Genomic DNA, 21,382 nt, shown 5'->3' on the forward strand with positions numbered 1-21,382 from the left:
ACGTGACCGATACAGCCCGAGGCAGCCGAACGCTGCGCAGAACCCGGCTCATCGTGCTCGTGGTCGCCACTTCGATTTCGGTGCTGGCGGTGTTGCTGGTGGTCGGAGCCTGGCGAAACGACGTCACCATCGATTCCGACAAGGGCACCGCCACCGCCGAGGTACTGTCGGCAGGCAAGCTGCGGTCGGCCGTCAGTTTCATCACGCCGGACGGCGTTACGCACAACCCGGCGCTCGGCGTTCTGTATCCCACCAACCTCGTCGCGGGCCAACGCATCGAGGTCGAGTACTACAAGGCCGACCCCGACGACGTCGAATTGCTGGTGCGGGTCGCAGGCCGTGACGCCACCGTCGCCGTCGTTCCGGCCGGATCGGTCATCGTCGTCACGTGGTTGATAGCCGGGCCTGTGTTGTTCTGGCTCCGTCGCAAGGAGGCGAAGTATGCGTAACGCCAAGCAGTGGGGCATCGCCGCTCTCGCCGCGGTGGCCGGGTTCGCGTTGGTGAACTTCGGCAACATCGCCTCGTCGATCGTCGTGATGGTGCTGGTCGTGGCGTTCTTTCTCGTGCTGACCACTCCGGTGCTGTATCCGCGTTCTCTGTCGGACAACGCCTCGCGAGTGCTCGCGGCAGAGAAGTCGGTGCCGCTCGTCTACTGGCGCCCGGGCTGCATCTTCTGCCTGCGGCTGCGAGTGGCGCTGCTGCTACGCGGGAAGAAAGCGGTGTGGACGAGCATCCGCCAGGATTCTGCTGCGGCAGCACGGGTTCGGTCGGTCAATGACGGCAACGAGACGGTCCCGACTGTGTTCGCCGCGTCCGAGCACCGCACCAACCCCGATCCGTCATGGGTGCTCACGCAATTCGTGTGACGTTGGCCCACACGTAACGCTGTCCACATCTGATCGACGGCGAGGCCACCCACACTGAGGATCGTGCGAGTAGCCATCGTTGCGGAATCGTTCTTACCCAACATGAACGGCGTCACCCACTCGGTGATCCGTGTCCTCGAACACCTCGACAAGACCGGGCACGAGGCCATCGTCATCGCCCCGGACAATCCGTCCGGCCCGAAGGCCTCAACGTGGCACGACGACGTTCCGGTGCGCCGGGTGCCGTCCGTGATGGTTCCGAAGGTGAGCTCGTTGCCCGTCGGTGTGCCGGGGCTCGGGATGGTGTCGGCGCTGCGCGCGTTCGCCCCCGACGTCGTCCATCTGGCCTCGCCGTTCCTGCTCGGGGCAGGCGGCCTGGCCGCCGCCAACCGATTGGACGTGCCTGCTGTTGCCGTCTATCAGACCGATGTCGCCGGTTTCGCCGCGAGTTACGGCCTGGCGCTGACGTCCAAGGCTGCGTGGCGCTGGACCAGGAGACTGCACCGCGGCGCGGCCCGCACCCTGGCACCGTCGACGTCGGCCGTCGACGCACTGGAGCTGCACGGCATCCCGCGCGTCCATCGGTGGGCCAGGGGAGTGGACGCCGTCCGCTTCGCACCCTCTGCCAAGTCGCAGACGCTCAGAAGCCAGTGGGGAGCAGACGAGAAGCTGATCGTCGGCTTCGTCGGCAGGCTCGCCCCCGAGAAGCACGTCGAGCGGCTTGCCGTCCTGGCCACGGATCCGTCGATCCAGCTGGTGATCGTCGGCGGCGGACCCGACACGGCAACTTTGCAGGCGCTGATGCCGAACGCCATCTTCACCGGCCAACTCGGTGGCGTCGAACTCGCGCAGGCCTACGCCAGCTTCGACATCTTCGTCCACCCCGGCGAACACGAAACCTTCTGCCAAGCAGTACAGGAAGCACTCGCCAGCGGCGTCCCCGTCATCGGGCCCGATGCCGGCGGCCCGCGCGATCTGGTCTCGCACTGCCGCAACGGCTACCTGCTGCCGGTGGACAAGTTCACCGAATTGCTGCCCAGCGCCGTCGGAGCCCTCGCCGAACCCACCACTCGCGCCCGCTTCGGCGACGCCGCCCGCAAGTCGGTACTGCACCGCACCTGGCCGGCCATCTGCGACGAGCTGATCGCGCATTACTACGACGTGCAAGGCATCACAGCGCCGCGGGTGCAGAAGATTGCTTGAGTAGTCTGGACCTCGTGGCCCAGACATCACGCGCAACCCTGGCAAAAGAGCCCCACGAGGTGGCGTCGATGTTCGACGGCGTCGCCCGCCGCTACGACATCACCAATACGGTTCTGTCGTTCGGGCAGGACCGCAGTTGGCGCAAGCTCACTCGTCGAGCGTTGGCTCTCGAACCCGGCGAGCGGGTGCTCGACCTCGCCGCAGGCACCGGCGTCTCGACCGTCGAGCTCGGACGCAGCGGAGCCTGGTGCGTGGCCACCGACTTCTCCAAGGGCATGTTGCAGGCGGGACTGCAACGGGGCGTTCCGATGGTCGCAGGTGACGCGATGGCACTGCCTTACGCCGACGCCAGCTTCGATGCCGCCACCATCTCTTTCGGCCTCCGGAACGTCTCGGATTTCGACGCCGGACTGCGCGAGATCGCCCGCGTCACCAAACCTGGTGGACGCCTTGTGGTGTCGGAGTTCTCCACCCCGGTGTTCGGCCCGTTCCGCACCGTGTACATGGAGTACCTGATGAAGGCGTTGCCGAAAGTCGCTCGCGCCGTGAGCAGTAACCCCGATGCGTACGTCTACCTCGCCGAGTCCATCCGTGCCTGGCCCACGCAGGAACAGTTGGCACAGCGCATCGCCGACGCCGGCTGGACGGATGTGCAGTGGCGCAACCTCACCGGTGGAATCGTGGCGCTGCACAAGGCGACTCGACCGTAGAGCGGTTCACGAAAAGGGCGGTCGGGAGTCGATTTTCAGTGAACCGGTTCCCGATGCCCGCCAGGTGCGGGCGACGAGGTCACTGTCGGCCTCGGTGATCAGGTTGCCCATGCAGCGGACGGCAACTTTCATCAGGGCCCGCGAGCGCATGCCCACCGGTCCCGCTGCGGGCAGGAATCTCGGCACGGTCAACAGTCCGGCGAGGCGTCGCGCGATGGAGAACGCCTGTCCGTAGTGCTCGCGCAGCAGGGTCGGCCAGGCGTCGGTGAGGTCGGGGTGATCGAGCAGGTCGATCACCATCCGGCCGCCTTCGAGTCCGTAGTCGATGCCCTCGCCGTTGAGTGGGTTCACACACGCTGCGGCGTCGCCGATGATGGCCCAGTTGGTGCCCGCGACTCCGGAGACTGCGCCGCCCATCGGCAGCAGCGCCGATGCCACCGCACGCAGTTCGCCCGTCAGCGCCCATTCCGGACGCCGCTGCTGGGTGTATAGGTCGAGCAAGGGGCGCAAGGCTCCGGGTGCCGGTTTCTTGGCCGTGGCCAGGGTTCCGACGCCGATGTTGATGTTCCCGTCGTTCAGCGGGAAGACCCAGCCGTAGCCGGGCTGCAGAGTGCCTGCGGCATCACGTAATTCGAGGTGCGAGCTGATCCACTCGTCGTCGCTGCGGCCCGAGGTGATGTACGCGCGAGCGGCGACGCCGAATGCGGTGTCCCGATGCCACTGCCGCCCGAGTTGCTTGCCCAGGGTGGAGCGAACGCCGTCGGCGACGATCAGTGTGCGGCAGGAGATCTGGTGGGTTCTTGCCGCGGTCTGCAGGGTCACCGAGCGGACCGAGTTTCCCTCGCGGGTGACGGCAACAGCCTTGGCTCCCTCGGCCATGACCGCCCCGGATTCGACGGCAACCGCGCGAATTCGGTCGTCCAATTCGGTTCGGGGAACGGCACTTCCGACGGTGGGCAGGGATTTGCTCGGCCACTCGAGCTGCAGTTCCTGGCCGAATCCGCTCAACCGCAGACCGCGATTGCGTGCTTTGGCGCGCACCCAGTCGCCCAGGCCGAGCCGATCGAGTTCGGCGACGGCGCGAGGCGTCAGGCCGTCGCCGCAGGTCTTGTCCCGAGGAAAGACGGCTGCGTCGACGAGGACGACATCGCGGCCCGATCGTGCTGCCCATGCCGCCGCGGACGATCCTGCAGGGCCCGCGCCCACGACCAGAACATCGGTCGAGGTGGGAGGGGCCGGCTGGGGAGTGCTCACGTGCTCCAGTATCCGGATTTACACGACCGGGTGCGTCGAGGGCCTCCGGTTAACGCCGTGTGAACGCTTGTTTCATAGATTCAGAATCTATGGACGGATCGTTCATGACGGGTCTAGCGTCTCTCACGTGCACCGACCGATCCTCCTACTCGATTTCGACGGCACCGTCTGCCTCGGCGACGACCCCGTGCGGGCGTATGCCGACGCTGTCGCCGACGGCCTCGACACGGCCTCTGCCGAAACACTGCGCGCCGGGTTGACGGCCTTCCTCGAGACCGGTGCGGGGGAGTATCTCGACGGCTACTCCGCCGTCCAGCACCTGTCGATGGGCGTCGATGCTGCCACCCTTGCCGCTGCGTACGCGCACTCCCGCGAACGCCTGGCGGCGGGCGAGCTCGAGGTGTGGGCTCCCGCCGGGCTCGCGGCATTCCTCGGCCGAGTGTCCGCCGAGGTCGTGCTGGCTACCAATGCCCCACAGCGCGGCGTGCTGGAAACCCTCGAGCGTCTCGGTCTGACCGGGCTCATGGACCGTGTGTTCACCGATGCAGGTAAGCCCGAGAAAATGCCCGAGCTGGTGGAGTCGCTACTGGACACGCGGCCACCGCACCTGCTGGCCAGCGTCGGCGACATCTGGCGCAACGATCTCGACGCGCCGCATCGTCGCGGTGCCGTCACCGCCTACATCGACCGTCACGGTCATCCCCGGCCGGAGGCGACGTTCTGCGCCTCGACGTTTCAGGAGATGTACGACGAACTCCTCGAATGGTCCACCGATCCAGCAGCATTCGCACTCACCCATGAAGGACAGTCATGAGAATTCGTACGCCCTTGCTCGCGGTGGTTGCCACCGGACTGCTCACTGCCTCGCTCGCCGGGTGCGGTGCCCGCGACGAGTCCACCACCGAGTCCTCGGCTGCGTCGCCCTGCACCGGGTCCAGCGCTGCAGACGCTGCCGACCCGTCCGAGCTGACGCTCGCACTCGTCCCCTCAGGGGATGCCAACAAGCTCGTCGAAACCGTCAAGCCCCTGCAGGACGCACTCACCGAGCGCCTCGGCATCCCCGTCCGCGGCGTCATCACCCAGGACTACCAGGCGGCGGTGGAGGCCATCGGTGCAAACCAGGCGCAGATCGGCATGCTGCCACCGCTGCAGATGGTGCAGGCCTGCAACAAGTACGGTGCCGAGCCGGCTCTGCAGACGGTGCGTAAGGGCAAGACCACGTACGCGGCGCAGTTCTACACCAACAACCCCGACAAGTACTGCGACGACGCACCCGTCACGGGAGCCAACGGCCTGCTGTACTGCAACGGAACCGAAGGTGGCACGGGCCCAGCAGGACTGGACTCGCTGAGCAAGATGAAGGATGCCAAGACCGTCATGCTGCAGTCCGCGTCCTCGGCCGGATTCGTCTTTCCCTCCGCCGCGCTGAAGGCGGTGGGCATCGACTCCACCACCGACCTCGACCTGACGCAGGTCACCTCGCACCCGGCGGCGGTGCTGTCGGTGAACAACGGCGACGACGAGGTGGGTGTGTCGTTCTGGGACGCCCGCGAAACCGTCGTCAAGGACACCCCTGATGTGGCGAAGAATCTGGTGGTCTTCGCGCTGACCAACGAGATCCCCAACGACGGTGTCTCGATCAGCAGTTCGCTCAGCCCTGATCTACAGCAGCGCATCTCGGACGCGATGGAGGATTACGCGTCCACCCCCGAAGGTGTCGAGGCTCTGACGGCGATCTACCAGATCACCGGACTCGACAAGGCCGATCCCGCTGCGCTCCAGCAGGCGCAGACCGAGGCGGACTCCATCGGCCTGGGGAACTGATTCGGATGAGCGGCGACAGCATCGCATTCGACGACGTCTCGGTCACCTATGCGGGCGGCCACACCGCGCTCGACGGCGTGACGTTGGAGATTCCGGCGGGCCAGATGGTTGCTGTCGTCGGGCTGTCGGGCGCAGGAAAGTCCACGCTGATTCGCACCATCAACGGCCTCGTTCCAGCCACCTCCGGCACGGTGACCGTCGGTGATCGCGCTGTGAACAGTTTGAGCAACAAAGGTTTACGGGATCTGCGCGGCGACATCGGAATGATCTTCCAGGGCTTCAACCTCGCCAAGCGCACCAGCGTGTTGAACAACGTGATGATGGGCCGGCTGCACAGCTCGCCGATGTGGCGAACGCTGCTCGGTGCGTGGTCCGCCGAAGACACCGAATTGGGAATGCAGGCGCTCGAACGAGTCGAGATCGTCGGCAAGGCGTACCAGAAGGCGTCGTCCCTCTCCGGTGGTCAGCAGCAACGGGTCGCGATCGCGCGAGCACTGGCACAGCAACCGCGGGTGATCCTCGCGGATGAACCGGTGGCCTCGCTCGATCCGCCGACCTCGCACGTCGTCATGCGAGACCTGCAGCGCATCAACGCAGATCTCGGCATCACCGTGGTGGTCAACCTGCACTTCCTCGATCTGGCCAGGCGCTACGGCGACAGGTTGATCGGACTGCGCGACGGCAAGGTCGTGTTCGACGGCCATGGCCGCGACGCCGACGAAGCAGTGTTCGAGAGTATCTACGGCCGGTCGCTGACCGCCGAGGACGTGCTGGAAGCCAAGGCCGAACTGTGAGTGCGCCGCTGGCAACTCGCCCGGTCAAGCCGCGGTCGGCCTGGAAAACCGTTGTGGCATTCGCCATTATCGCCGGCATCACTGTCTGGGCCGGGATCGGTGTCGGTGCCGACGTGGGCGACATCATCGACAACTGGGGCAACGCGACCGGCAAACTCGTGCAGCTGATGCAGCCCGACTACTGGTTCTTTCCCGACACCGTCGACGCCATCCTCGAGACGCTGCAGATGGCCGTCATCGCGACGGCGATCGGAGCCGCGATCTCATTTCCGCTCAGTTTTGCGGCTTCACATGTCACCAATCCGAATCGACCATTGTTGACGGTCGTGCGCGGAATCATGAATGTCGTTCGCGCCGTGCCGGATCTGCTGTACGCGGCGGTGTTGGTCGCGGTGGTCGGCACCGGAGCGTTGTCGGGAATTCTGGCGCTGATCGTGTTCAACGTCGGCATCATCGTCAAGCTCGTCTCCGAGGCACTCGACTCCGTCGATCGCGGTCCGCAGGAAGCGGCCCTCGCTGCCGGAGGCACCTGGCTCGCGGCCGATCGCAGTGCTGTTGCGCCGCAGATCTTTCCGGCGTTCGTCTCGCAGAGTCTCTACACGTTGGAGCTGAACGTCCGCGCCTCGGCGGTCATCGGACTCGTCGGCGCAGGTGGCCTCGGCATGCTCATCGACAACGTCCGCACCTTCTACAAGTATCACCAGCTCAGCCTCATCATCCTCGAGATTCTCGTCATCGTCCTGGCGCTGGAACTGATCTCTTCCTGGGCCCGTCGAAAGTTGGTCGGATGAGCGTCATCGACCGCACCACCCGCGTCACCCCGGCTCGGCCGCGGAAACCACGCAACCCCCTACGCACCGCGGTGTGGGTCGGCATCGTCGCACTGTTCGCACTGTCGTTGTACGGCATCGAGATTCGCTGGGATAGGCTACTGGAGCTACCGCAGAACCTGTTGCGCTACGCCGGTCTGATGTTCGTCCCGCCGGACGTCTCCGCGCTGGGCAAGGCCGTCTCGGCCACCATCGAGTCAGTGCAGATGGCGTGGTTCGGAACGGTGCTCGGCATAGTCGTGTCGTTTCCGCTCAGCTTCCTCGCGGCCGCGAACATCGGGCCGCTCTGGCTGCGATGGCCGCTGCGCGTGGTGTTCGCCGTCATCAGGGCGGTGCCCGAGGTGGTCATCGCGATTCTCATCCTGTCGGTCACCGGGCTCACCGCGTTCACCGGAGCGCTCGCCATTGCCATCGGTTCGGTGGGCACCCTCGGCAAATGGGGATACGAGGCCATCGAAGGTGCCGAGAACGGTCCGATCGAAGCGGCTCGGGCTGCGGGTGGTTCGACGGCGCAGATCGTGCGCTGGGGACTGTGGACCGATGTTGCCCCCGAGGTGTTCGCGTTCTGGCTCTATCGCTTCGAGATCAATGTTCGTGCGTCGGCCATCCTGGGTTTGATCGGTGCAGGCGGTATCGGCAGCATGCTGGTCGACAACGTGCAGTACCGGCAGTGGGGTGCTGTGGGCATGCTGCTGATCGTCGTCGTGGTCATCACCGTGATCATCGATCAGATCTCCGGACGGGTGCGTCGCCGCATCATCGACGGACACTGGGGCCGGCGGGGAAAAGTATGAGCAAGATATGAGCATGGATCTCGCGCCGGGTGGAGTCGTCCCGCACATCCGATCGATCATTCCGTCGTTGCTGCCGGCCGAGCGGGCCGTCGCCGAGGTCTTTCTCGAACGTCCCGCCGACATCGTCGAGATGTCCTCGCAGCAGGTCGCCGACGCGGCGGGCGCTTCGCGGGCCTCGGTGGTGCGTACCTGCCAGAGTCTCGGCTTCGGCGGGTATCAGCAGTTGCGGGTGCTTCTCGCGCGTGACGCGGCGCGCGCGCTGCCCACCCAGGAGCGTTCGGCCGACGGCCCCTTCGCGATCGTCACGGAGACATTCGCCCACGTCGGTGAGTCCATCGCGGCGATGACGGCCCTACTCACCACCGAGGACGTCACGCGGGCCGTGTCCACCCTCGCCGGTGCCGAGTCCATCGTGGTCATCGGGAACGGACTCTCGGCTGCGCTGGCCGCCGATACCGACGCCCGGATGCGCTCGTTGGGTCTGCGCTCGCACGCTCCCACCGACTCCATCGCCCAGCAGGTTGCCGTCCGGCTTCTCACCGACCGTGATGTCGCCCTGATCATCAGTGGGTCCGGCGCGACGAGTGCATCGACCAAGGCCGCTCAGGCCGCGCGGGAGCGGGGAGCCACCGTGGTGTCGGTGACGTCGTTCGCTCGCTCGACCCTCGCGGCCGCGTCGGACATCGCCTTGGTGGTGGGCATGCGAGATCTGAGTTTTCAGCGCGAACTTGCTGTCACCAGCCGGATTCCGCACGTGATCCTGCTCGAGGGGCTGATGGCCGCGCTGACCGACGCGTTGGGAGACAAGGCGTCCGCAGCGATGGCCGCCACGCTCGAAGTCATTTCCGGCAATCTCGGTGAGTGAAGCGTCACCTGTGGTCGGTGACACCGTCGCACCGGTGTGCACGCTAGGTTCACTACGGTAGAAGGCGAGCAGCGGCGCTGAAGCCGCTGCCGCCGGCATGTCGACGACAGGACAGGGACCAACATCGTGAGTACAGACGACGCTGCCGTAGCAACGGTCGTTGCCGGAGTCGACCTGGGTGACCCGGAGCTCGCGCGATCCGTCGCCGACGGCCTCGCACGCGTCGAAGAGCTGATGATCAGCGAACTCTCCGATGGAGAAGAGTTCCTGACCGAGGCCGCGCTGCACCTGGCCAAGGCCGGCGGAAAGCGGTTCCGGCCCCTGTTCACGGTGCTCACCGGCCAGCTGGGACCGTCACCGACAGACCCCGCGATCGTCACCGCCGCCACGGTCGTCGAACTGGTTCATCTCGCGACGCTCTATCACGACGATGTCATGGACGAGGCGTCGATGCGCCGAGGTGCGGAGAGCGCGAACTCACGCTGGGGCAACAGTGTGGCGATTCTCGCGGGCGACTACCTGTTCGCACATGCGTCGCGGCTGGTGTCCACCCTCGGTCCCGACGCCGTTCGCATCATCGCCGAGACCTTCGCCGAGCTCGTCACCGGTCAGATGCGCGAGACGATCGGAGCCAAGGGCACCGAGGATCCCGTCGCGCACTACCTGAAGGTCGTGTGGGAGAAGACCGGATCGCTGATCGCGTCGTGCGGACGCTTCGGCGGAACGTTCAGTGGCGGCGACGCCGAGCACGTGGGACGCCTCGAGCGCCTCGGTGACGCAGTCGGCACCGCCTTCCAGATCTCCGACGACATCATCGACATCTCCTCGGCCACCGAGCAGTCCGGCAAGACCCCCGGCACCGATCTGAGGGAGGGCGTACACACTCTCCCGGTGCTCTTCGCGCTGCGCGAGGAGGGTGCGGACGGCGACCGGCTGCGCGAAATCCTGGCCGGCCCGGTCACCGAGGACGACTTGGTCACCGAGGCCCTCGAGCTGTTGCAGCGCTCGCCGGGAATGGTCTCGGCCAAGAAGACGCTGGGTGAATACGCAGCTCGGGCCCACGCAGAGCTCGCGCAGCTGCCGCAGGGGCCGGCCAACGATGCACTCGGACGGTTGGTGAACTACACCGTCGAACGCGTGGGCTGACGACCTGGGCAAGGCCCGGGAACCGCAGCTCGGGGTCTTTTCGTTGAATCGGGTAGTAACACCCGGTACGAGGAGGCATTTCAGACATGAACGGTTATGCGAACGGCGCGAAGACTTTCGGCCTGCTGGTCGGAATGTCTGCACTCATCGTCTTCATCGGATCGCTGTTCGGTAACGCGACCATTCTGATCGGCTCGATCGTCCTGGCCGTCGGGGTCAACGGCTATGCGTATTTCAACAGCGCGAAGATGGCCTTGCGGTCGATGCATGCGGTGCCGGTGACCGAGCTCGAGCAGCCGGCGATGTATCGCATCGTGCGCGAGTTGGCGACGGCCGCTCATCAGCCGATGCCCGCGTTGTACGTGAGCCCGACCAACAATCCCAACGCTTTCGCCACCGGGCGAAACCCGCGCAACGCGGCCGTGTGCTGCACCGAGGGCATTCTGCGGATCCTCGACGAGCGGGAACTACGTGCGGTGCTCGGCCACGAGCTCTCGCACGTCTACAACCGCGACATCCTGATCTCGTCGGTTGCCGGTGCGATGGCGTCGGTCATCTCGGGTCTGGCGAACCTGGCCTTCTTCGCCAACGTCTTCGGCGGACGCGGCAACGGGGGAGCGAACCCGTTCGCGCTGCTGCTGGTGTCGATGCTGGGGCCCATTGCGGCCAGCCTGGTTCGCCTGGCGGTCTCTCGCTCGCGTGAGTATCAGGCCGACCAGTCCGGTGCCGAGCTGACCGGCGATCCGCTGGCGCTGGCGTCGGCGCTGCGCAAGCTCGAGCAGGGTGTGCAGTTGGCACCGCTGCCGCCGGAGCCGCGGCTGGCAGCGGAGTCACATCTGATGATCGCCAACCCGTTCCGGATCGGCGACAAGGCGGGCGCGCTATTCGCCACCCACCCGCCGATGGCCGACCGCATCGAGCGACTCGAACGGATGGCCGGCCACCGGCCGTATTGAGCGGCTGCGCCGCATGTGAGCGAAACTTCGACCCCTGCTAAGAACTTGTACTCACATGCGACGAAGTCGCTCTATCGGTAGTTGACGAACTGCAGAGCGATGCCGAAGTCCTCGTTCTTGAGCAACTGCTGGATGGCCTGCAGGTCGTCGCGCTTCTTGCTGCTCACGCGCAGCTCGTCGCCCTGAATCTGCGCTTTGACGCCCTTGGGGCCGTCGTCGCGGATCTTCTTCGAGATCTTCTTGGCGTTCTCGGTGCTGATGCCCTGTACGAGCTTGCCGGTGACCTTGTAGACCTTGCCCGACGCGGCAGGATCGTTGGTCTCGAAGGCCTTGAGCGAGACGTCGCGTCGAATCAGCTTCTCCTTGAACACGTCCAGAGCAGCTTTGACCTTCTCCTCGGATTCGGACGTGATGACGATGGTCTCGGACTCGCCGCTGCCGGACCATTCGATGCTGGTGTCGGAGCCGCGGAAGTCGAAGCGGGTCGCCAGCTCCTTCGCGGCCTGTCCCAGAGCGTTGTCCACTTCCTGGCGGTCGACTTTGCTCACTACGTCGAAGGACGAATCAGCCACTTCTCACACTCTCCAGTCGAATCGAAATATTTGATGTGGCGATGGTGTCGGCCCACATCCTGCAGGGACTTTATCGGCCCGCTACCGACCGTATCCACCCGGTTTGCGTTCCGGGGGGACGTTCGTTGTATTCTTCTCACCGCGCCGAAGAGCAGTACGAGCTTCGATCGCAGCACGGCAGATTGCCCGAGCGGCCAATGGGAGCGGACTGTAAATCCGTCGGCTTATGCCTACGTAGGTTCGAATCCTACATCTGCCACACCTGGAACCCCGGCGAGTGTTTCTCTCGCTGGGGTTTCCATGTGAAGAGGACATGGATGGGTCGCTGACCACGCAATTTGGTACTGAGCGCTCGGAATGTGTAACCTCTTGAAGGCTTCAGCGCACGGCAACGTGTGCAGGAGTGCAGCCTGCGGAACGACAGATCCCCGCAGTCACCCGCCCCCTTAGCTCAGTCGGTAGAGCGTTTCCATGGTAAGGAAAAGGTCAACGGTTCGATTCCGTTAGGGGGCTCGCTGGATTGGATTGCTCGACGTCGCGTTCCTCACGTGGGATGGTAGACGATGAGCACCTGAGGCGGTGTAGCTCAGTTGGTAGAGCAAACGACTCATAATCGTTGCGTCGCCGGTTCAAGTCCGGTCACCGCTACACAGTAGGCAAGCACGACCAGTAGCACCCATGAACAGTCCTGATTGACCCAGATCAGATTTACCCGAAAGTAGGCGTCCAGTGGCCTCCTCCACCGATGTGCGGCCCAAGATCACCTTGGCCTGCGAGGTTTGCAAGCACCGCAACTACATCACCAAGAAGAACCGTCGGAACGACCCCGACCGTATCGAGCTGAAGAAGTTCTGCTCCAACTGCGGAACGCACCGGGCTCACCGCGAATCTCGCTAGATTGCACGGCTCGCTGGTTCGCAGTTCCGATCTCTAATCGGCGCCCGGCGTTAGGTCGCATTTTCTTCCCCTAACGGCTCTTGCGTCCAGGGTAGAAAAGGTCTCCACCGTGTCACAAGCTCCACATGACGTCCCGACCATGGATGCGTCCGCACACGCGGCGTCCATGGTCGGTTCTCATTTCCGCGTCGACGACTTCTACGAGGTCGGCCGCGAGAAGATTCGTGAGTATGCGCGTGCCGTCCAAGATTCTCATCCCGCGCACCACGACGAGGACGCAGCGAAGGGCCTCGGTTACGACGGTCTCCTCGCGCCCTTGACCTTCGTTTCGCTGCTCGGCATCATGTCGCAGACCCGGATGTTGCAAGAGGTCATCACCGGATACGACCCCAGCCAGATCCTGCAGACCGATCAGCGGCTGGAATTCCATCGACCGCTCCAGGTCGGCGATCGGATCTTCTGCGACGTGTATCTCGAGTCGTTCCGGCAGATGAGCGGCAGCGACATCATGACCACAAAGAACATCATCACCGACCAGAATGGCGACCTCGTGCAGACCACGTGGACGACCATTGTGGCTCGTACCGGTGGAGAGATCGACGAGAACATCGCTCACGCGGTCAAGGAAGTGATCAGGCATGGCGCTTCGTAGCTTCGACGACGTCTCGGTGGGCGACGACCTGCCCGAGCGGATCGTGTCTCTGACCCGTGGCGACCTGGTGAACTATGCCGGTGTGTCCGGCGATCCCAACCCGATCCACTGGAGCGACGAAGTAGTCGAGATGGCCGGACTGGACAACGTGATCGCGCACGGCATGCTCACGATGGGTCTCGGCGCAGGCTTCGTCACATCGTGGCTCGGCGATCCGGGTGCGGTCATCGAGTACAACGTGCGCTTCTCCACCCCGGTATACGTCTCGGCAGATTCCGCAGCGAAGGTCGAGTTCAACGGCAAGATCAAATCGATGGACGCCGACGCGCGAACTGCGACCGTTGCCATCGTCGCGAAGTCCGCGGGCAAGAAGATTTTCGGGCGAGCGACCGCAACGGTACGTTTGGCCTGAGCACGTCGATCCGGCTGAGGCAGTTCGTGGCCGGGACGACGGGATTTATCTGTTCCGAAGGGTGTGCAGTACACTGAGATTTCTGGGGTAATCCGGCGCTCTGCGCTGCCCGCGTCCTCTTCCTGAGGGTCGTGGGCCTACGCGTGGGTCGGATGGACACCAGAGCGGCCGAGAAGTTTCGGCCGAAGGGGCGTAGCTCAATTGGTAGAGCAACGGTCTCCAAAACCGTAGGTTGCAGGTTCAAGTCCTGTCGCCCCTGCCCAAGGTGTCAGCAACTGAGAGGAACGACGTGAGCGAGGAGCGCGGTAAGCGCGACGGTCGATCGGGGGAGTTCGAGGACTCTTCGACCCCAGACGACGTCGTACCTGGCTCCGAGGGCCGTCTCTCCGATGCTGATACGTCCGCCGGTGAATCCGCTGCAGATGCAGTGGTGCCCACCGGTAAACGATCGTCGAGCAGGTCGCGCAGCAGTGCCGCGGTGTCGATGACGAAGGCTCCCACCACGCCGGCGAAAGCCAAGTCCGGCAAGGGACGTTCGGGCAAGACCAAGGCAGACAAGCGTCCCAACGTTTTTCTTCGGCTGCTGCAGTTCTTCCGCGAGGTCGTTGCCGAGCTGCGCAAGGTCATCTGGCCGAACAAGAAGCAGATGGTCACGTACACCACCGTCGTGCTCGTCTTCCTGGCGTTCATGGTCGCGTACATCAGCGGTCTCGACGTGTTGTTCCTCAAGGGCGTCGGCTGGCTGTTCGGCTGACCGACACGGCTGACTTTTCGACGATCGAACCGAGCAGGAAACTAGAGAAAGGGTGCTGACGTGAGCACGCCGCACAACGACGCCACCGAAGTGGCCGCATTCGACGCCGATGTCGAGGCGACCAAGCAGGGCCTCGAAGCGGAGCAGGCCGCTCAGGACCGCGAGACCGACGAAGCAATCAAGGCCGATGTGGCCGCTGCCGCCGGGGACGACGTTCCCGCCGAAGGTGACGAGGCGGCCGATGCCGCAGCTGACGCCGACGTCACGGCAGAGCCCGAGGATCCCGTCGCCGAGATGAAGGCGGCTCTGCGCCGCGCTCCCGGCGACTGGTACGTCATCCACTCGTACGCCGGATACGAGAACAAGGTCAAGGCCAACCTCGAGACCCGTGTTCAGAACCTCGACGTCGGCGACTACATCTTCCAGGTGGAAGTTCCCACCGAAGAGGTCACCGAGATCAAGAACGGTCAGCGCAAGCAGGTGAACCGCAAGGTTCTGCCCGGCTACATCCTGGTCCGCATGGAACTCAACGACGAGTCATGGGGCGCGGTGCGCAACACCCCCGGCGTCACCGGATTCGTCGGTGCGACGTCGCGTCCGTCACCGTTGACCATCAACGAGGTCGTCAAGTTCCTCATGCCGCAGGAAGGTGCCAAGAAGGACGCGAAAGCGACCGCGGGCGCAAGCGACCAGAGCGGCGACACCACGTCGAAGCCGACCATCGAGGTCGACTTCGAGGTCGGCGAGTCGGTCACCGTCATGGACGGCCCGTTCGCGACTCTCCCCGCCAGCATCAGCGAGGTCAACGCAGAGCAGCAGAAGCTCAAGGTGTTGGTATCGATCTTCGGCCGTGAAACCCCGGTCGAGCTCGGCTTCACCCAGGTCTCCAAGATCTAGAAGCCGCGCGCACAGACTTGCAGTAGCAACCGCAAGAAACCCGAGCGAATACAAGGAAAAAGAAATGCCCCCGAAGAAGAAGAAGCTAGCCGGGATCATCAAGCTTCAGATCCAGGCCGGTGCCGCCAACCCGGCACCGCCCGTCGGCCCCGCATTGGGCCAGCACGGCGTCAACATCATGGAGTTCTGCAAGGCGTACAACGCCGCGACGGAGTCGCAGCGCGGCAACGTCGTGCCGGTCGAGATCTCGGTCTACGAAGACCGCACGTTCGACTTCAAGCTCAAGACTCCTCCCGCTGCCAAGCTGCTGCTCAAGGCCGCAGGCGTGGCAAAGGGCTCCGGCGAGCCGCACAAGACCAAGGTCGCCAAGGTGACCATGGATCAGGTGCGCGAGATCGCCAAGACCAAGCAGGAAGACCTCAACGCCAACGACATCGATCAGGCCGCGAAGATCATCGCCGGCACTGCTCGCTCGATGGGCATCACCGTCGAAGGCTGATTTTCAGCCCTCAGCAGTAACAGCAACACACGTGGGAGAGCCGGCCAGGCTCGTCAACCACACTGAACTCGAACGAAGGACAGCAAGACATGGCAAAGCGCAGCAAGGCTTACCTCAAGCAGGCCGCAAAGATCGACCAGGACAACCTCTACTCGCCTCTCGAAGCCGCAAAGCTGGCCAAGGAGACCGCGTCGAGCAAGTTCGACCCCACCGTCGAGGTTGCAGTGCGACTCGGCGTCGATCCCCGCAAGGCGGATCAGATGGTGCGCAGCACCGTCAACCTTCCCCACGGCACCGGCAAGACCGCTCGGGTTATTGTTTTCGCCGCTGGTGAGAAGGCCGCAGAGGCCGAGGCAGCAGGAGCCGACGTCGTCGGAGCAGAAGATCTGATCGAGCGCATCCAGGGCGGATTCCTGGACTTCGACGCTGCGATCGCCACCCCCGATCAGATGGCCAAGGTCGGCCGCATCGCCCGCGTCCTCGGACCGCGTGGCCTGATGCCGAACCCGAAGACGGGCACGGTCACCAACGACGTGACCAAGGCTGTCAACGACATCAAGGGCGGCAAGATCAACTTCCGCGTCGACAAGCAGGCCAACCTGCACTTCGTCATCGGCAAGGCCTCGTTCGACGAGACCAAGCTGGTGGAGAACTACGGCGCAGCGCTGGACGAGATCCTTCGTGCGAAGCCGTCGTCGGCCAAGGGTCGTTACGTCAAGAAGGTCACCGTCTCGACCACCACCGGACCCGGCGTCCAGGTCGATCCGAACCGTACGCGCAACCTCCTCGAGGACGACGCGAACGCGTAATTCTTTCAGCTCCGAACGAAGGCCGGTCTCCCTGTGGGAGGTCGGCCTTCGTCGTATGTCTCGCCGAAGATCTAGGCCGCGTTCGCGCGAGCGAAGTTGGCCAGGATGATGCCGCTGATGCGGTCGAGCAACGCGGCCGGTAGATCGTGGGCCATGCCGTCGATCAGCGTCAGTTCGGCACCGGGGACGGCGCGGGCGATGGCCTTGCCGCAGGACGGTCGGACCAGTCTGTCGGCGGTGCCGTGGATGACGGTGGTCGGTGCGGTGATCTTCTTCGCGTATGGCCGCAGGCTTCCGGTGCCGGTGATCGCAGCCATCTGACGTACGACGCCCGACGGGTTGTAGTTGCGCTCGTACATCACCTGCGCGATCTCCAGTTGCTCTTCGAGTGGAGTGCGGAAACCGGGAGAGCCGATGGTGGACAGCGTCTTTGCCGAATGCGCGATGATCTGCTCTTTCGTGGCGTCCTTCCCGACGCCACCGAGCAGGGGCAGCAGGGCGCGTGGGTCCGGCGGAGGCAGGAACGGCTCGTTGGTGCTCGAGAAGAGAATGCCCACCGATTCCGTTCGTTCGGGGTAGCTACCGGCGAAGACCTGAGTGATCATCCCGCCCATCGACGCACCGACGACGTGCACGGTGTCGATCCCGAGGTGATCGAGTACTCCGACGGCGTCGGAGGCCATGTCTACGATCGTGTACGGCACGTCCGAGGACATCCCGAGCTCGTGTCGGATCATCCGAAGGATCTGGGATCCCCGCACCTTCTGCCCGGTCATCTTCGTGGACAGTCCGATGTCGCGGTTGTCGATCCGGATCACTCGGTATCCCGCATCGACGAGGCGGGTACAGAAGTCCATGGGCCACAACGTCAATTGAGCGGACAGGCCCATGATCAGCAGGACCGCGGGATCCTCGACGGAACCCATGTCCTCGTACGCGATCTCGACGGAGTTCGCCGGCGCGATGCCTTGTTCGATTCTCATGATGTCGTTCCTACCAGCCCGGCTCGCCGAGTATCGGCACCACCAGGTAGCTCGGACTCTCCGGGTCGATGCTGATGTCCTGCTTGCGTAGCCGTGTACGCAGTAGGTCGGGCAAGATCGGGATGAACCGTGGTGTGTCGGTGGCGAATACGTCGACTCTCAGTCGGTGCCGCGCGGCGATGACGGCCTCGGTGGTCAGGATGTCGATGTCGAGAACTATGGGTTTGCCGACGGGCACCGGAAGTAGCGCCGCCTCGGTGAGCGGGTGGTACGGCCGGGTGTAGTCGCCGTTCGGGGCGAACAGCGAACGCTCGTCGTCCACGGCCCGGCGCGAGGCGAGAAGTGCGCCGTTGCTGAGCACCGTCGAAGTCCCGTCCGGAGCGACGTCGCAGATCATGATGGCCCACAATGCTTCCCGCGCGTGGCAGACCACGCGTAGGTGCAGGTTCATCGGACCGGACACGACGGCGTCCGACTCGGCTGGACCAGTGGTGAAGGTGACGGCGGCACCTTCGGCGAATCGGTTGTCGTAGGTGAATCCACCACCCAACACGGCCGTCACGCCGGCGAGCACCTGGGTGGTGTCTCGCGAGACGACGGCCCGCAACGAGGGCCGCACCGTCAGGACGTTGCGGTCCGTGGCGGGTGCGGCGGTGAGGCTGCCGTCGGCGACGGCATGGGCTGCGGTGCCCGAGGGCTCAGCCGACAGGTACAGCCTCCGGGGCTGCGCCTGCGGAGCCGGAAAGCGTCCGTGCGCAGTCCAATTGCCGCCCTGTTGACGCAGTGTCACGGGACCGTAGTTCTCGATCCCGTTGTCGACGTCGCGCAGCCACTTGTCGAACCAGGCTCGCTCGAGCACGTCGAGGCGTGGTGGAAATCCGGGCTCGCCGAACCCGATGCCGGGGTTGCCGTGGTATCCGTCGCCGACGAGCAATTGCTTCGATCCACGTTCGAGTGGGAGCCGGTTGTAGATGTCGGGAGCGGATCCGCCGAAGATGTCGTGCCAGCAGCCGTACAGGAAGGTCGGAACCGAGATGTCCTCGATGACGGCGTCGATGGTGTCGTAGTACTCGTTGTCGTAGATTCGCGGATCCTGGCCTGTGACGAAGCCTTTGGCCAGATCGAACATGTTGGTGGCGGGGGATCGAGCGCGATCGCGGAGCCAGGTGAACGTATCGACTCCGCCGATGGCCGGTGCCCATTTCAATCCGTTGACGGCGGCGAGCCACAGCGGGATGAACGCCGAGGTGGCCCCTCCGGTGGCGAAGATTTCACGCACGATGTCCACCGAGCCCTCGACGGCGAAGATCGCGTCGAGCCCGGCGGGTTGCTTGGCCGCGGCCTGCAGCGCATTGATCGCGGAGTACGAGATCCCGGCCATTCCCACCCTGCCGTTGCACCAATACTGGCGTCGGGCCCACTCGATCACCTCGAGCGAGTCGAGTTGTTCCCTGGTGCCCAGCACGTCCCAGGTGCCCGAGGAACTACCGGTGCCGCGGACGTCGACGATCATCTGCACGTACCCGCTGCGCACCAGGTGGCGGTTGACCAAGAGCAGATCGGCCGCCCCGCCGGCGACCACTCGGGTGATTTCGGTGATGCCGTCGAAACTCGTTCCGGTGAGATCGAATGCGGCCGAGAAGGCTCTGATGGTACGGCCGAGAACAGGTGTCTCGAGGATCGTGTCGATTCCCTTGATCAGCAGTTTGTTGTAGGGCGTGAGGTTCAGGACGGTGGGAAACCTGCCCTCCACCGCCTGCCCCGCGGCGTCCGCGGGGCGGATGACGTACGCACGCAGCGCAGTGCCGTCGCTCATCGGGATACGAACGTTCGCCGAGATGGAGACCTTCGGAAAGCGCGGTTGCTCGCGCACTATTTCCGCCCACGCCGCTGCTGCGTCGCCGCCGCTGGGATCGCGTACGGGTTGCAGGAGGGGGTGGGGCGCCACGGCAGTCATGAAAGTCGATTAGACCCTCGAACGACCCCATTTGTCTCGAGGAACACCGATCGGTCGTCATCAGCTCCAACAAAACGAGCGCGGTCCTGTGTTTTGTTGGGAACCCTCTCAACATAAGTTGAGCGACGTTATGGGGCGTACCAGACTTTTCTGGTCATCGAGTCAGTGACCCGCGCGATTGCTAACGTCAGCCCGTCCGAAGTGACATGGGACACCGATCGTTGCAGGGGAGCGCGAATGCACGTAGAAGCACTGTTCGGAGACGGATCTTTGCGTCCGATCTGGCCGCACGCAGATGCACTGATCACCAATGAATGCCCGGGGCTTCGCTTCGGCGGTAAGTACGCGGACGTCGTCGCCCTGAGCAACGGCGACCCTACTGCGCTTCGGCCCTACATCGACGAGGAAACCCGCCGCCGGGTAGCGGCGATGGCACCTCCGGTCACCGAGACCGCGCTGGTGTTCGGTGCCAACGGCTTTCTCGGTGCCCACCTGATCGGTCGACTGACGCGTGATGCGGCGGTGGAGGTCGTCTACGCGATGGTGCGCCCCACCGAGGAGGAGTCTGCTCTCGAGCGTCTTCAGCGCACGTTCGACCAGTACGAGATCGCGGTGGACACCGACAAGATTCGCATCGTCGAAGGCACCCCGACGGCATTCCGTTTCGGTCTCGACAAGGCTGCCTATTTCGATCTGGCAGCGGGAGTAGGGCAGATCTTCAACTGCGCCAGCTCGACCGACTACACCGAGAGTTATGCCGATCTGCGCGACGATTGGTTCGTCAGCGTGCTACGCATCCTCGAATTCAGCATCACCTCCACGCGCAAGCACCTCACCTACGTGGGCAGCATCGGTGCTCACCTCTACCAGAAGCCCGAGGATTTCCGCCGACCGGATTCGTGGTGGTACTCCGGCTACGCGCAGATGAAGTGGGTCAACGCAACGCTTCTCGGGTGGCTCTCGATGTCGGACACCTACTCCGTCACCCTGTGCGAGGCCCCCTACATTCTCGGCAGTACCGAACTCGGCCGTGATCCCGGACGGGTGTACAGCTTCTGGCGCATCATCGAACTGGCCATCGCCGCCGGTGCCATCTGGGACGGCCCGGGAATGAACTACGTTCCGGTGGACGTGATGTGCGATGTCATGGCCGGCAATGCGCTGCGCAGTCACCCTCTGACGCGGCTACTGCCGAGCAACCCCACCGGTTACGGACACGACCTCTACGCCGAGCTGCTCGGACTCGACCTGGTGAGCTGGGACGAGTTCAAAGAGCGCGTCAGTTCTCGAATTTCGCCTCGATTCGCCGAGACGATGCTGGCCGACAACATAGATCAGCTGATGCGCCTGGTGCACAAGCCCGAGGCCATTCTGCCTGTCGATCACGACATCTCGTGGTGCGATCACCGCCGACTGTTCGAGCTGTACTTCGAGAAGGCGCAGCTCAAGACGCTCACGCCCGCTGTCGCTCACTGACGTGGCGGACGGATTCGAGCCGACGTCGGTACGTCTGCGAGACGTGTCGATGCACCGCGAGGTGACCAATGGTGTTCTCTCGCTGGGCTTCTACGTCGTCTGCGGTCTCATCGGACTCTTGCCCGGCGCAGCGAGAACGAGAGCGGCCGACGCGTTCGTGGGCTGGTCGGAAAGCATCGACGAACAGCGGCACACCTGATGTCGGTCGCTCGATGGGTCGGCGGTGTCGCT

The 21,382-nt window shown here is 64.4% G+C and carries 25 protein-coding genes and 4 tRNA genes; 25 read left to right on the plus strand and 4 right to left on the minus strand.

Features of this window, described 5'->3' with window-relative positions:
- The first annotated feature begins 2 nt into the window (after positions 1-2).
- The 4 genes from ACQR3T_RS21875 to ACQR3T_RS21890 all read left to right on the plus strand — a co-directional run bounded on the left by ACQR3T_RS21875 (position 3) and on the right by ACQR3T_RS21890 (position 2,780).
- On the plus strand, positions 3-449 hold the full coding sequence (locus ACQR3T_RS21875; RefSeq protein WP_428694811.1) for a DUF3592 domain-containing protein: 447 nt from the start codon (positions 3-5) through the stop codon (positions 447-449).
- On the plus strand, positions 442-867 hold the full coding sequence (locus ACQR3T_RS21880) for a glutaredoxin domain-containing protein (protein WP_428694812.1): 426 nt from the start codon (positions 442-444) through the stop codon (positions 865-867). The genes ACQR3T_RS21875 and ACQR3T_RS21880 overlap by 8 nt, the downstream gene beginning before the upstream one ends.
- A gap of 63 nt (positions 868-930) precedes the next feature.
- Complete coding sequence (locus tag ACQR3T_RS21885; protein WP_428694813.1) at positions 931-2,070, plus strand: glycosyltransferase family 4 protein; 1,140 nt, start codon at positions 931-933, stop codon at positions 2,068-2,070.
- 14 nt (positions 2,071-2,084) lie between these two features.
- The gene (locus ACQR3T_RS21890) at positions 2,085-2,780 is read left to right on the plus strand and encodes a demethylmenaquinone methyltransferase (protein ID WP_052058671.1); all 696 of its coding nucleotides are present in this window, start codon (positions 2,085-2,087) and stop codon (positions 2,778-2,780) included.
- A 6-nt stretch (positions 2,781-2,786) separates the two neighbouring features.
- Here ACQR3T_RS21890 and ACQR3T_RS21895 read toward each other — a convergent pair whose 3' ends face one another.
- Positions 2,787-4,034 (minus strand): geranylgeranyl reductase family protein, encoded by a 1,248-nt coding sequence (locus ACQR3T_RS21895; RefSeq protein ID WP_428694814.1) that lies wholly within the window; start codon positions 4,032-4,034, stop codon positions 2,787-2,789.
- Positions 4,035-4,161: 127 nt separating this feature from the next.
- Between ACQR3T_RS21895 and ACQR3T_RS21900 the strand changes: the two genes are divergently transcribed.
- The 8 genes from ACQR3T_RS21900 to htpX all read left to right on the plus strand — a co-directional run bounded on the left by ACQR3T_RS21900 (position 4,162) and on the right by htpX (position 11,243).
- A complete protein-coding gene (locus tag ACQR3T_RS21900) occupies positions 4,162-4,848 on the plus strand; it encodes an HAD family hydrolase (RefSeq protein WP_428694815.1) in 687 nt (228 codons plus the stop codon).
- Positions 4,845-5,858, plus strand: a complete 1,014-nt coding sequence (phnD, locus tag ACQR3T_RS21905; protein ID WP_032401918.1) for a phosphate/phosphite/phosphonate ABC transporter substrate-binding protein — start codon at positions 4,845-4,847, stop codon at positions 5,856-5,858. The genes ACQR3T_RS21900 and phnD overlap by 4 nt, the downstream gene beginning before the upstream one ends.
- 5 nt (positions 5,859-5,863) lie before the next feature.
- A complete protein-coding gene (gene phnC, locus ACQR3T_RS21910) occupies positions 5,864-6,652 on the plus strand; it encodes a phosphonate ABC transporter ATP-binding protein (protein ID WP_428694816.1) in 789 nt (262 codons plus the stop codon).
- Positions 6,653-6,705: 53 nt separating this feature from the next.
- Entirely contained in the window at positions 6,706-7,443 is a 738-nt protein-coding gene (phnE, locus tag ACQR3T_RS21915) for a phosphonate ABC transporter, permease protein PhnE (protein WP_428694817.1), read from the plus strand.
- Entirely contained in the window at positions 7,440-8,276 is an 837-nt protein-coding gene (gene phnE, locus ACQR3T_RS21920) for a phosphonate ABC transporter, permease protein PhnE (RefSeq protein WP_428694818.1), read from the plus strand. The genes phnE (ACQR3T_RS21915) and phnE (ACQR3T_RS21920) overlap by 4 nt, the downstream gene beginning before the upstream one ends.
- Positions 8,277-8,283: 7 nt before the next feature.
- Complete coding sequence (locus ACQR3T_RS21925) at positions 8,284-9,141, plus strand: MurR/RpiR family transcriptional regulator (RefSeq protein WP_037171758.1); 858 nt, start codon at positions 8,284-8,286, stop codon at positions 9,139-9,141.
- Positions 9,142-9,267: 126 nt separating this feature from the next.
- On the plus strand, positions 9,268-10,287 hold the full coding sequence (locus ACQR3T_RS21930) for a polyprenyl synthetase family protein (RefSeq protein ID WP_428694819.1): 1,020 nt from the start codon (positions 9,268-9,270) through the stop codon (positions 10,285-10,287).
- Positions 10,288-10,373: 86 nt separating this feature from the next.
- On the plus strand, positions 10,374-11,243 hold the full coding sequence (htpX, locus tag ACQR3T_RS21935) for a zinc metalloprotease HtpX (RefSeq protein WP_428694820.1): 870 nt from the start codon (positions 10,374-10,376) through the stop codon (positions 11,241-11,243).
- Between the two features lie 71 nt (positions 11,244-11,314).
- On the opposite strand, the gene ACQR3T_RS21940 is transcribed toward htpX, so the two are convergent.
- The gene (locus ACQR3T_RS21940; RefSeq protein ID WP_027498282.1) at positions 11,315-11,815 is read right to left on the minus strand and encodes a YajQ family cyclic di-GMP-binding protein; all 501 of its coding nucleotides are present in this window, start codon (positions 11,813-11,815) and stop codon (positions 11,315-11,317) included.
- Between the two features lie 176 nt (positions 11,816-11,991).
- Between ACQR3T_RS21940 and ACQR3T_RS21945 the strand changes: the two genes are divergently transcribed.
- From ACQR3T_RS21945 to rplA, 11 genes are all read left to right on the plus strand, one after another.
- Positions 11,992-12,074 (plus strand) — tRNA-Tyr (locus tag ACQR3T_RS21945).
- Positions 12,075-12,255: 181 nt separating this feature from the next.
- Positions 12,256-12,328: transfer RNA gene (locus tag ACQR3T_RS21950), tRNA-Thr, on the plus strand.
- A 62-nt stretch (positions 12,329-12,390) separates the two neighbouring features.
- A tRNA-Met gene (locus ACQR3T_RS21955) sits at positions 12,391-12,463 on the plus strand.
- Positions 12,464-12,544: 81 nt separating this feature from the next.
- The gene (gene rpmG / locus ACQR3T_RS21960; protein ID WP_027498281.1) at positions 12,545-12,712 is read left to right on the plus strand and encodes a 50S ribosomal protein L33; all 168 of its coding nucleotides are present in this window, start codon (positions 12,545-12,547) and stop codon (positions 12,710-12,712) included.
- Positions 12,713-12,851: 139 nt separating this feature from the next.
- Complete coding sequence (hadA, locus tag ACQR3T_RS21965; protein ID WP_052058666.1) at positions 12,852-13,364, plus strand: (3R)-hydroxyacyl-ACP dehydratase subunit HadA; 513 nt, start codon at positions 12,852-12,854, stop codon at positions 13,362-13,364.
- Positions 13,351-13,776, plus strand: a complete 426-nt coding sequence (gene hadB, locus ACQR3T_RS21970; protein WP_428694821.1) for a (3R)-hydroxyacyl-ACP dehydratase subunit HadB — start codon at positions 13,351-13,353, stop codon at positions 13,774-13,776. The genes hadA and hadB overlap by 14 nt, the downstream gene beginning before the upstream one ends.
- Before the next feature lie 186 nt (positions 13,777-13,962).
- Positions 13,963-14,035: transfer RNA gene (locus tag ACQR3T_RS21975), tRNA-Trp, on the plus strand.
- Between the two features lie 30 nt (positions 14,036-14,065).
- Positions 14,066-14,530, plus strand: coding sequence for a preprotein translocase subunit SecE (secE, locus tag ACQR3T_RS21980; RefSeq protein WP_428694822.1), 465 nt, complete (start codon positions 14,066-14,068; stop codon positions 14,528-14,530).
- A 60-nt stretch (positions 14,531-14,590) separates the two neighbouring features.
- Positions 14,591-15,427 carry a transcription termination/antitermination protein NusG gene (gene nusG / locus ACQR3T_RS21985; RefSeq protein WP_032380447.1) on the plus strand — a complete coding sequence of 279 codons (837 nt, stop codon included), beginning with the start codon at positions 14,591-14,593 and terminating at the stop codon, positions 15,425-15,427.
- A 64-nt stretch (positions 15,428-15,491) separates the two neighbouring features.
- The gene (gene rplK / locus ACQR3T_RS21990; protein ID WP_008713829.1) at positions 15,492-15,926 is read left to right on the plus strand and encodes a 50S ribosomal protein L11; all 435 of its coding nucleotides are present in this window, start codon (positions 15,492-15,494) and stop codon (positions 15,924-15,926) included.
- Positions 15,927-16,015: 89 nt separating this feature from the next.
- Positions 16,016-16,735, plus strand: a complete 720-nt coding sequence (gene rplA, locus ACQR3T_RS21995) for a 50S ribosomal protein L1 (protein WP_428694823.1) — start codon at positions 16,016-16,018, stop codon at positions 16,733-16,735.
- Positions 16,736-16,806: 71 nt separating this feature from the next.
- Here the strand turns inward: rplA and ACQR3T_RS22000 are convergent, their stop codons facing one another.
- On the minus strand, positions 16,807-17,718 hold the full coding sequence (locus tag ACQR3T_RS22000; protein ID WP_032380448.1) for an alpha/beta fold hydrolase: 912 nt from the start codon (positions 17,716-17,718) through the stop codon (positions 16,807-16,809).
- Positions 17,719-17,728: 10 nt separating this feature from the next.
- Positions 17,729-19,675: a CocE/NonD family hydrolase gene (locus ACQR3T_RS22005; protein ID WP_428694824.1), complete on the minus strand. Its 1,947-nt coding sequence runs from the start codon at positions 19,673-19,675 to the stop codon at positions 17,729-17,731.
- A 237-nt stretch (positions 19,676-19,912) separates the two neighbouring features.
- Between ACQR3T_RS22005 and ACQR3T_RS22010 the strand changes: the two genes are divergently transcribed.
- Positions 19,913-21,151, plus strand: coding sequence for an SDR family oxidoreductase (locus ACQR3T_RS22010; RefSeq protein ID WP_037171751.1), 1,239 nt, complete (start codon positions 19,913-19,915; stop codon positions 21,149-21,151).
- Between the two features lies 1 nt (position 21,152).
- The gene (locus ACQR3T_RS22015; RefSeq protein ID WP_032380451.1) at positions 21,153-21,350 is read left to right on the plus strand and encodes a hypothetical protein; all 198 of its coding nucleotides are present in this window, start codon (positions 21,153-21,155) and stop codon (positions 21,348-21,350) included.
- Positions 21,351-21,382 lie beyond the last annotated feature (32 nt).

Origin of the sequence: Rhodococcus sp. IEGM1428 (assembly GCF_050321865.1) — a bacterium.
Classification (GTDB): Bacteria; Actinomycetota; Actinomycetes; order Mycobacteriales; family Mycobacteriaceae; genus Rhodococcoides.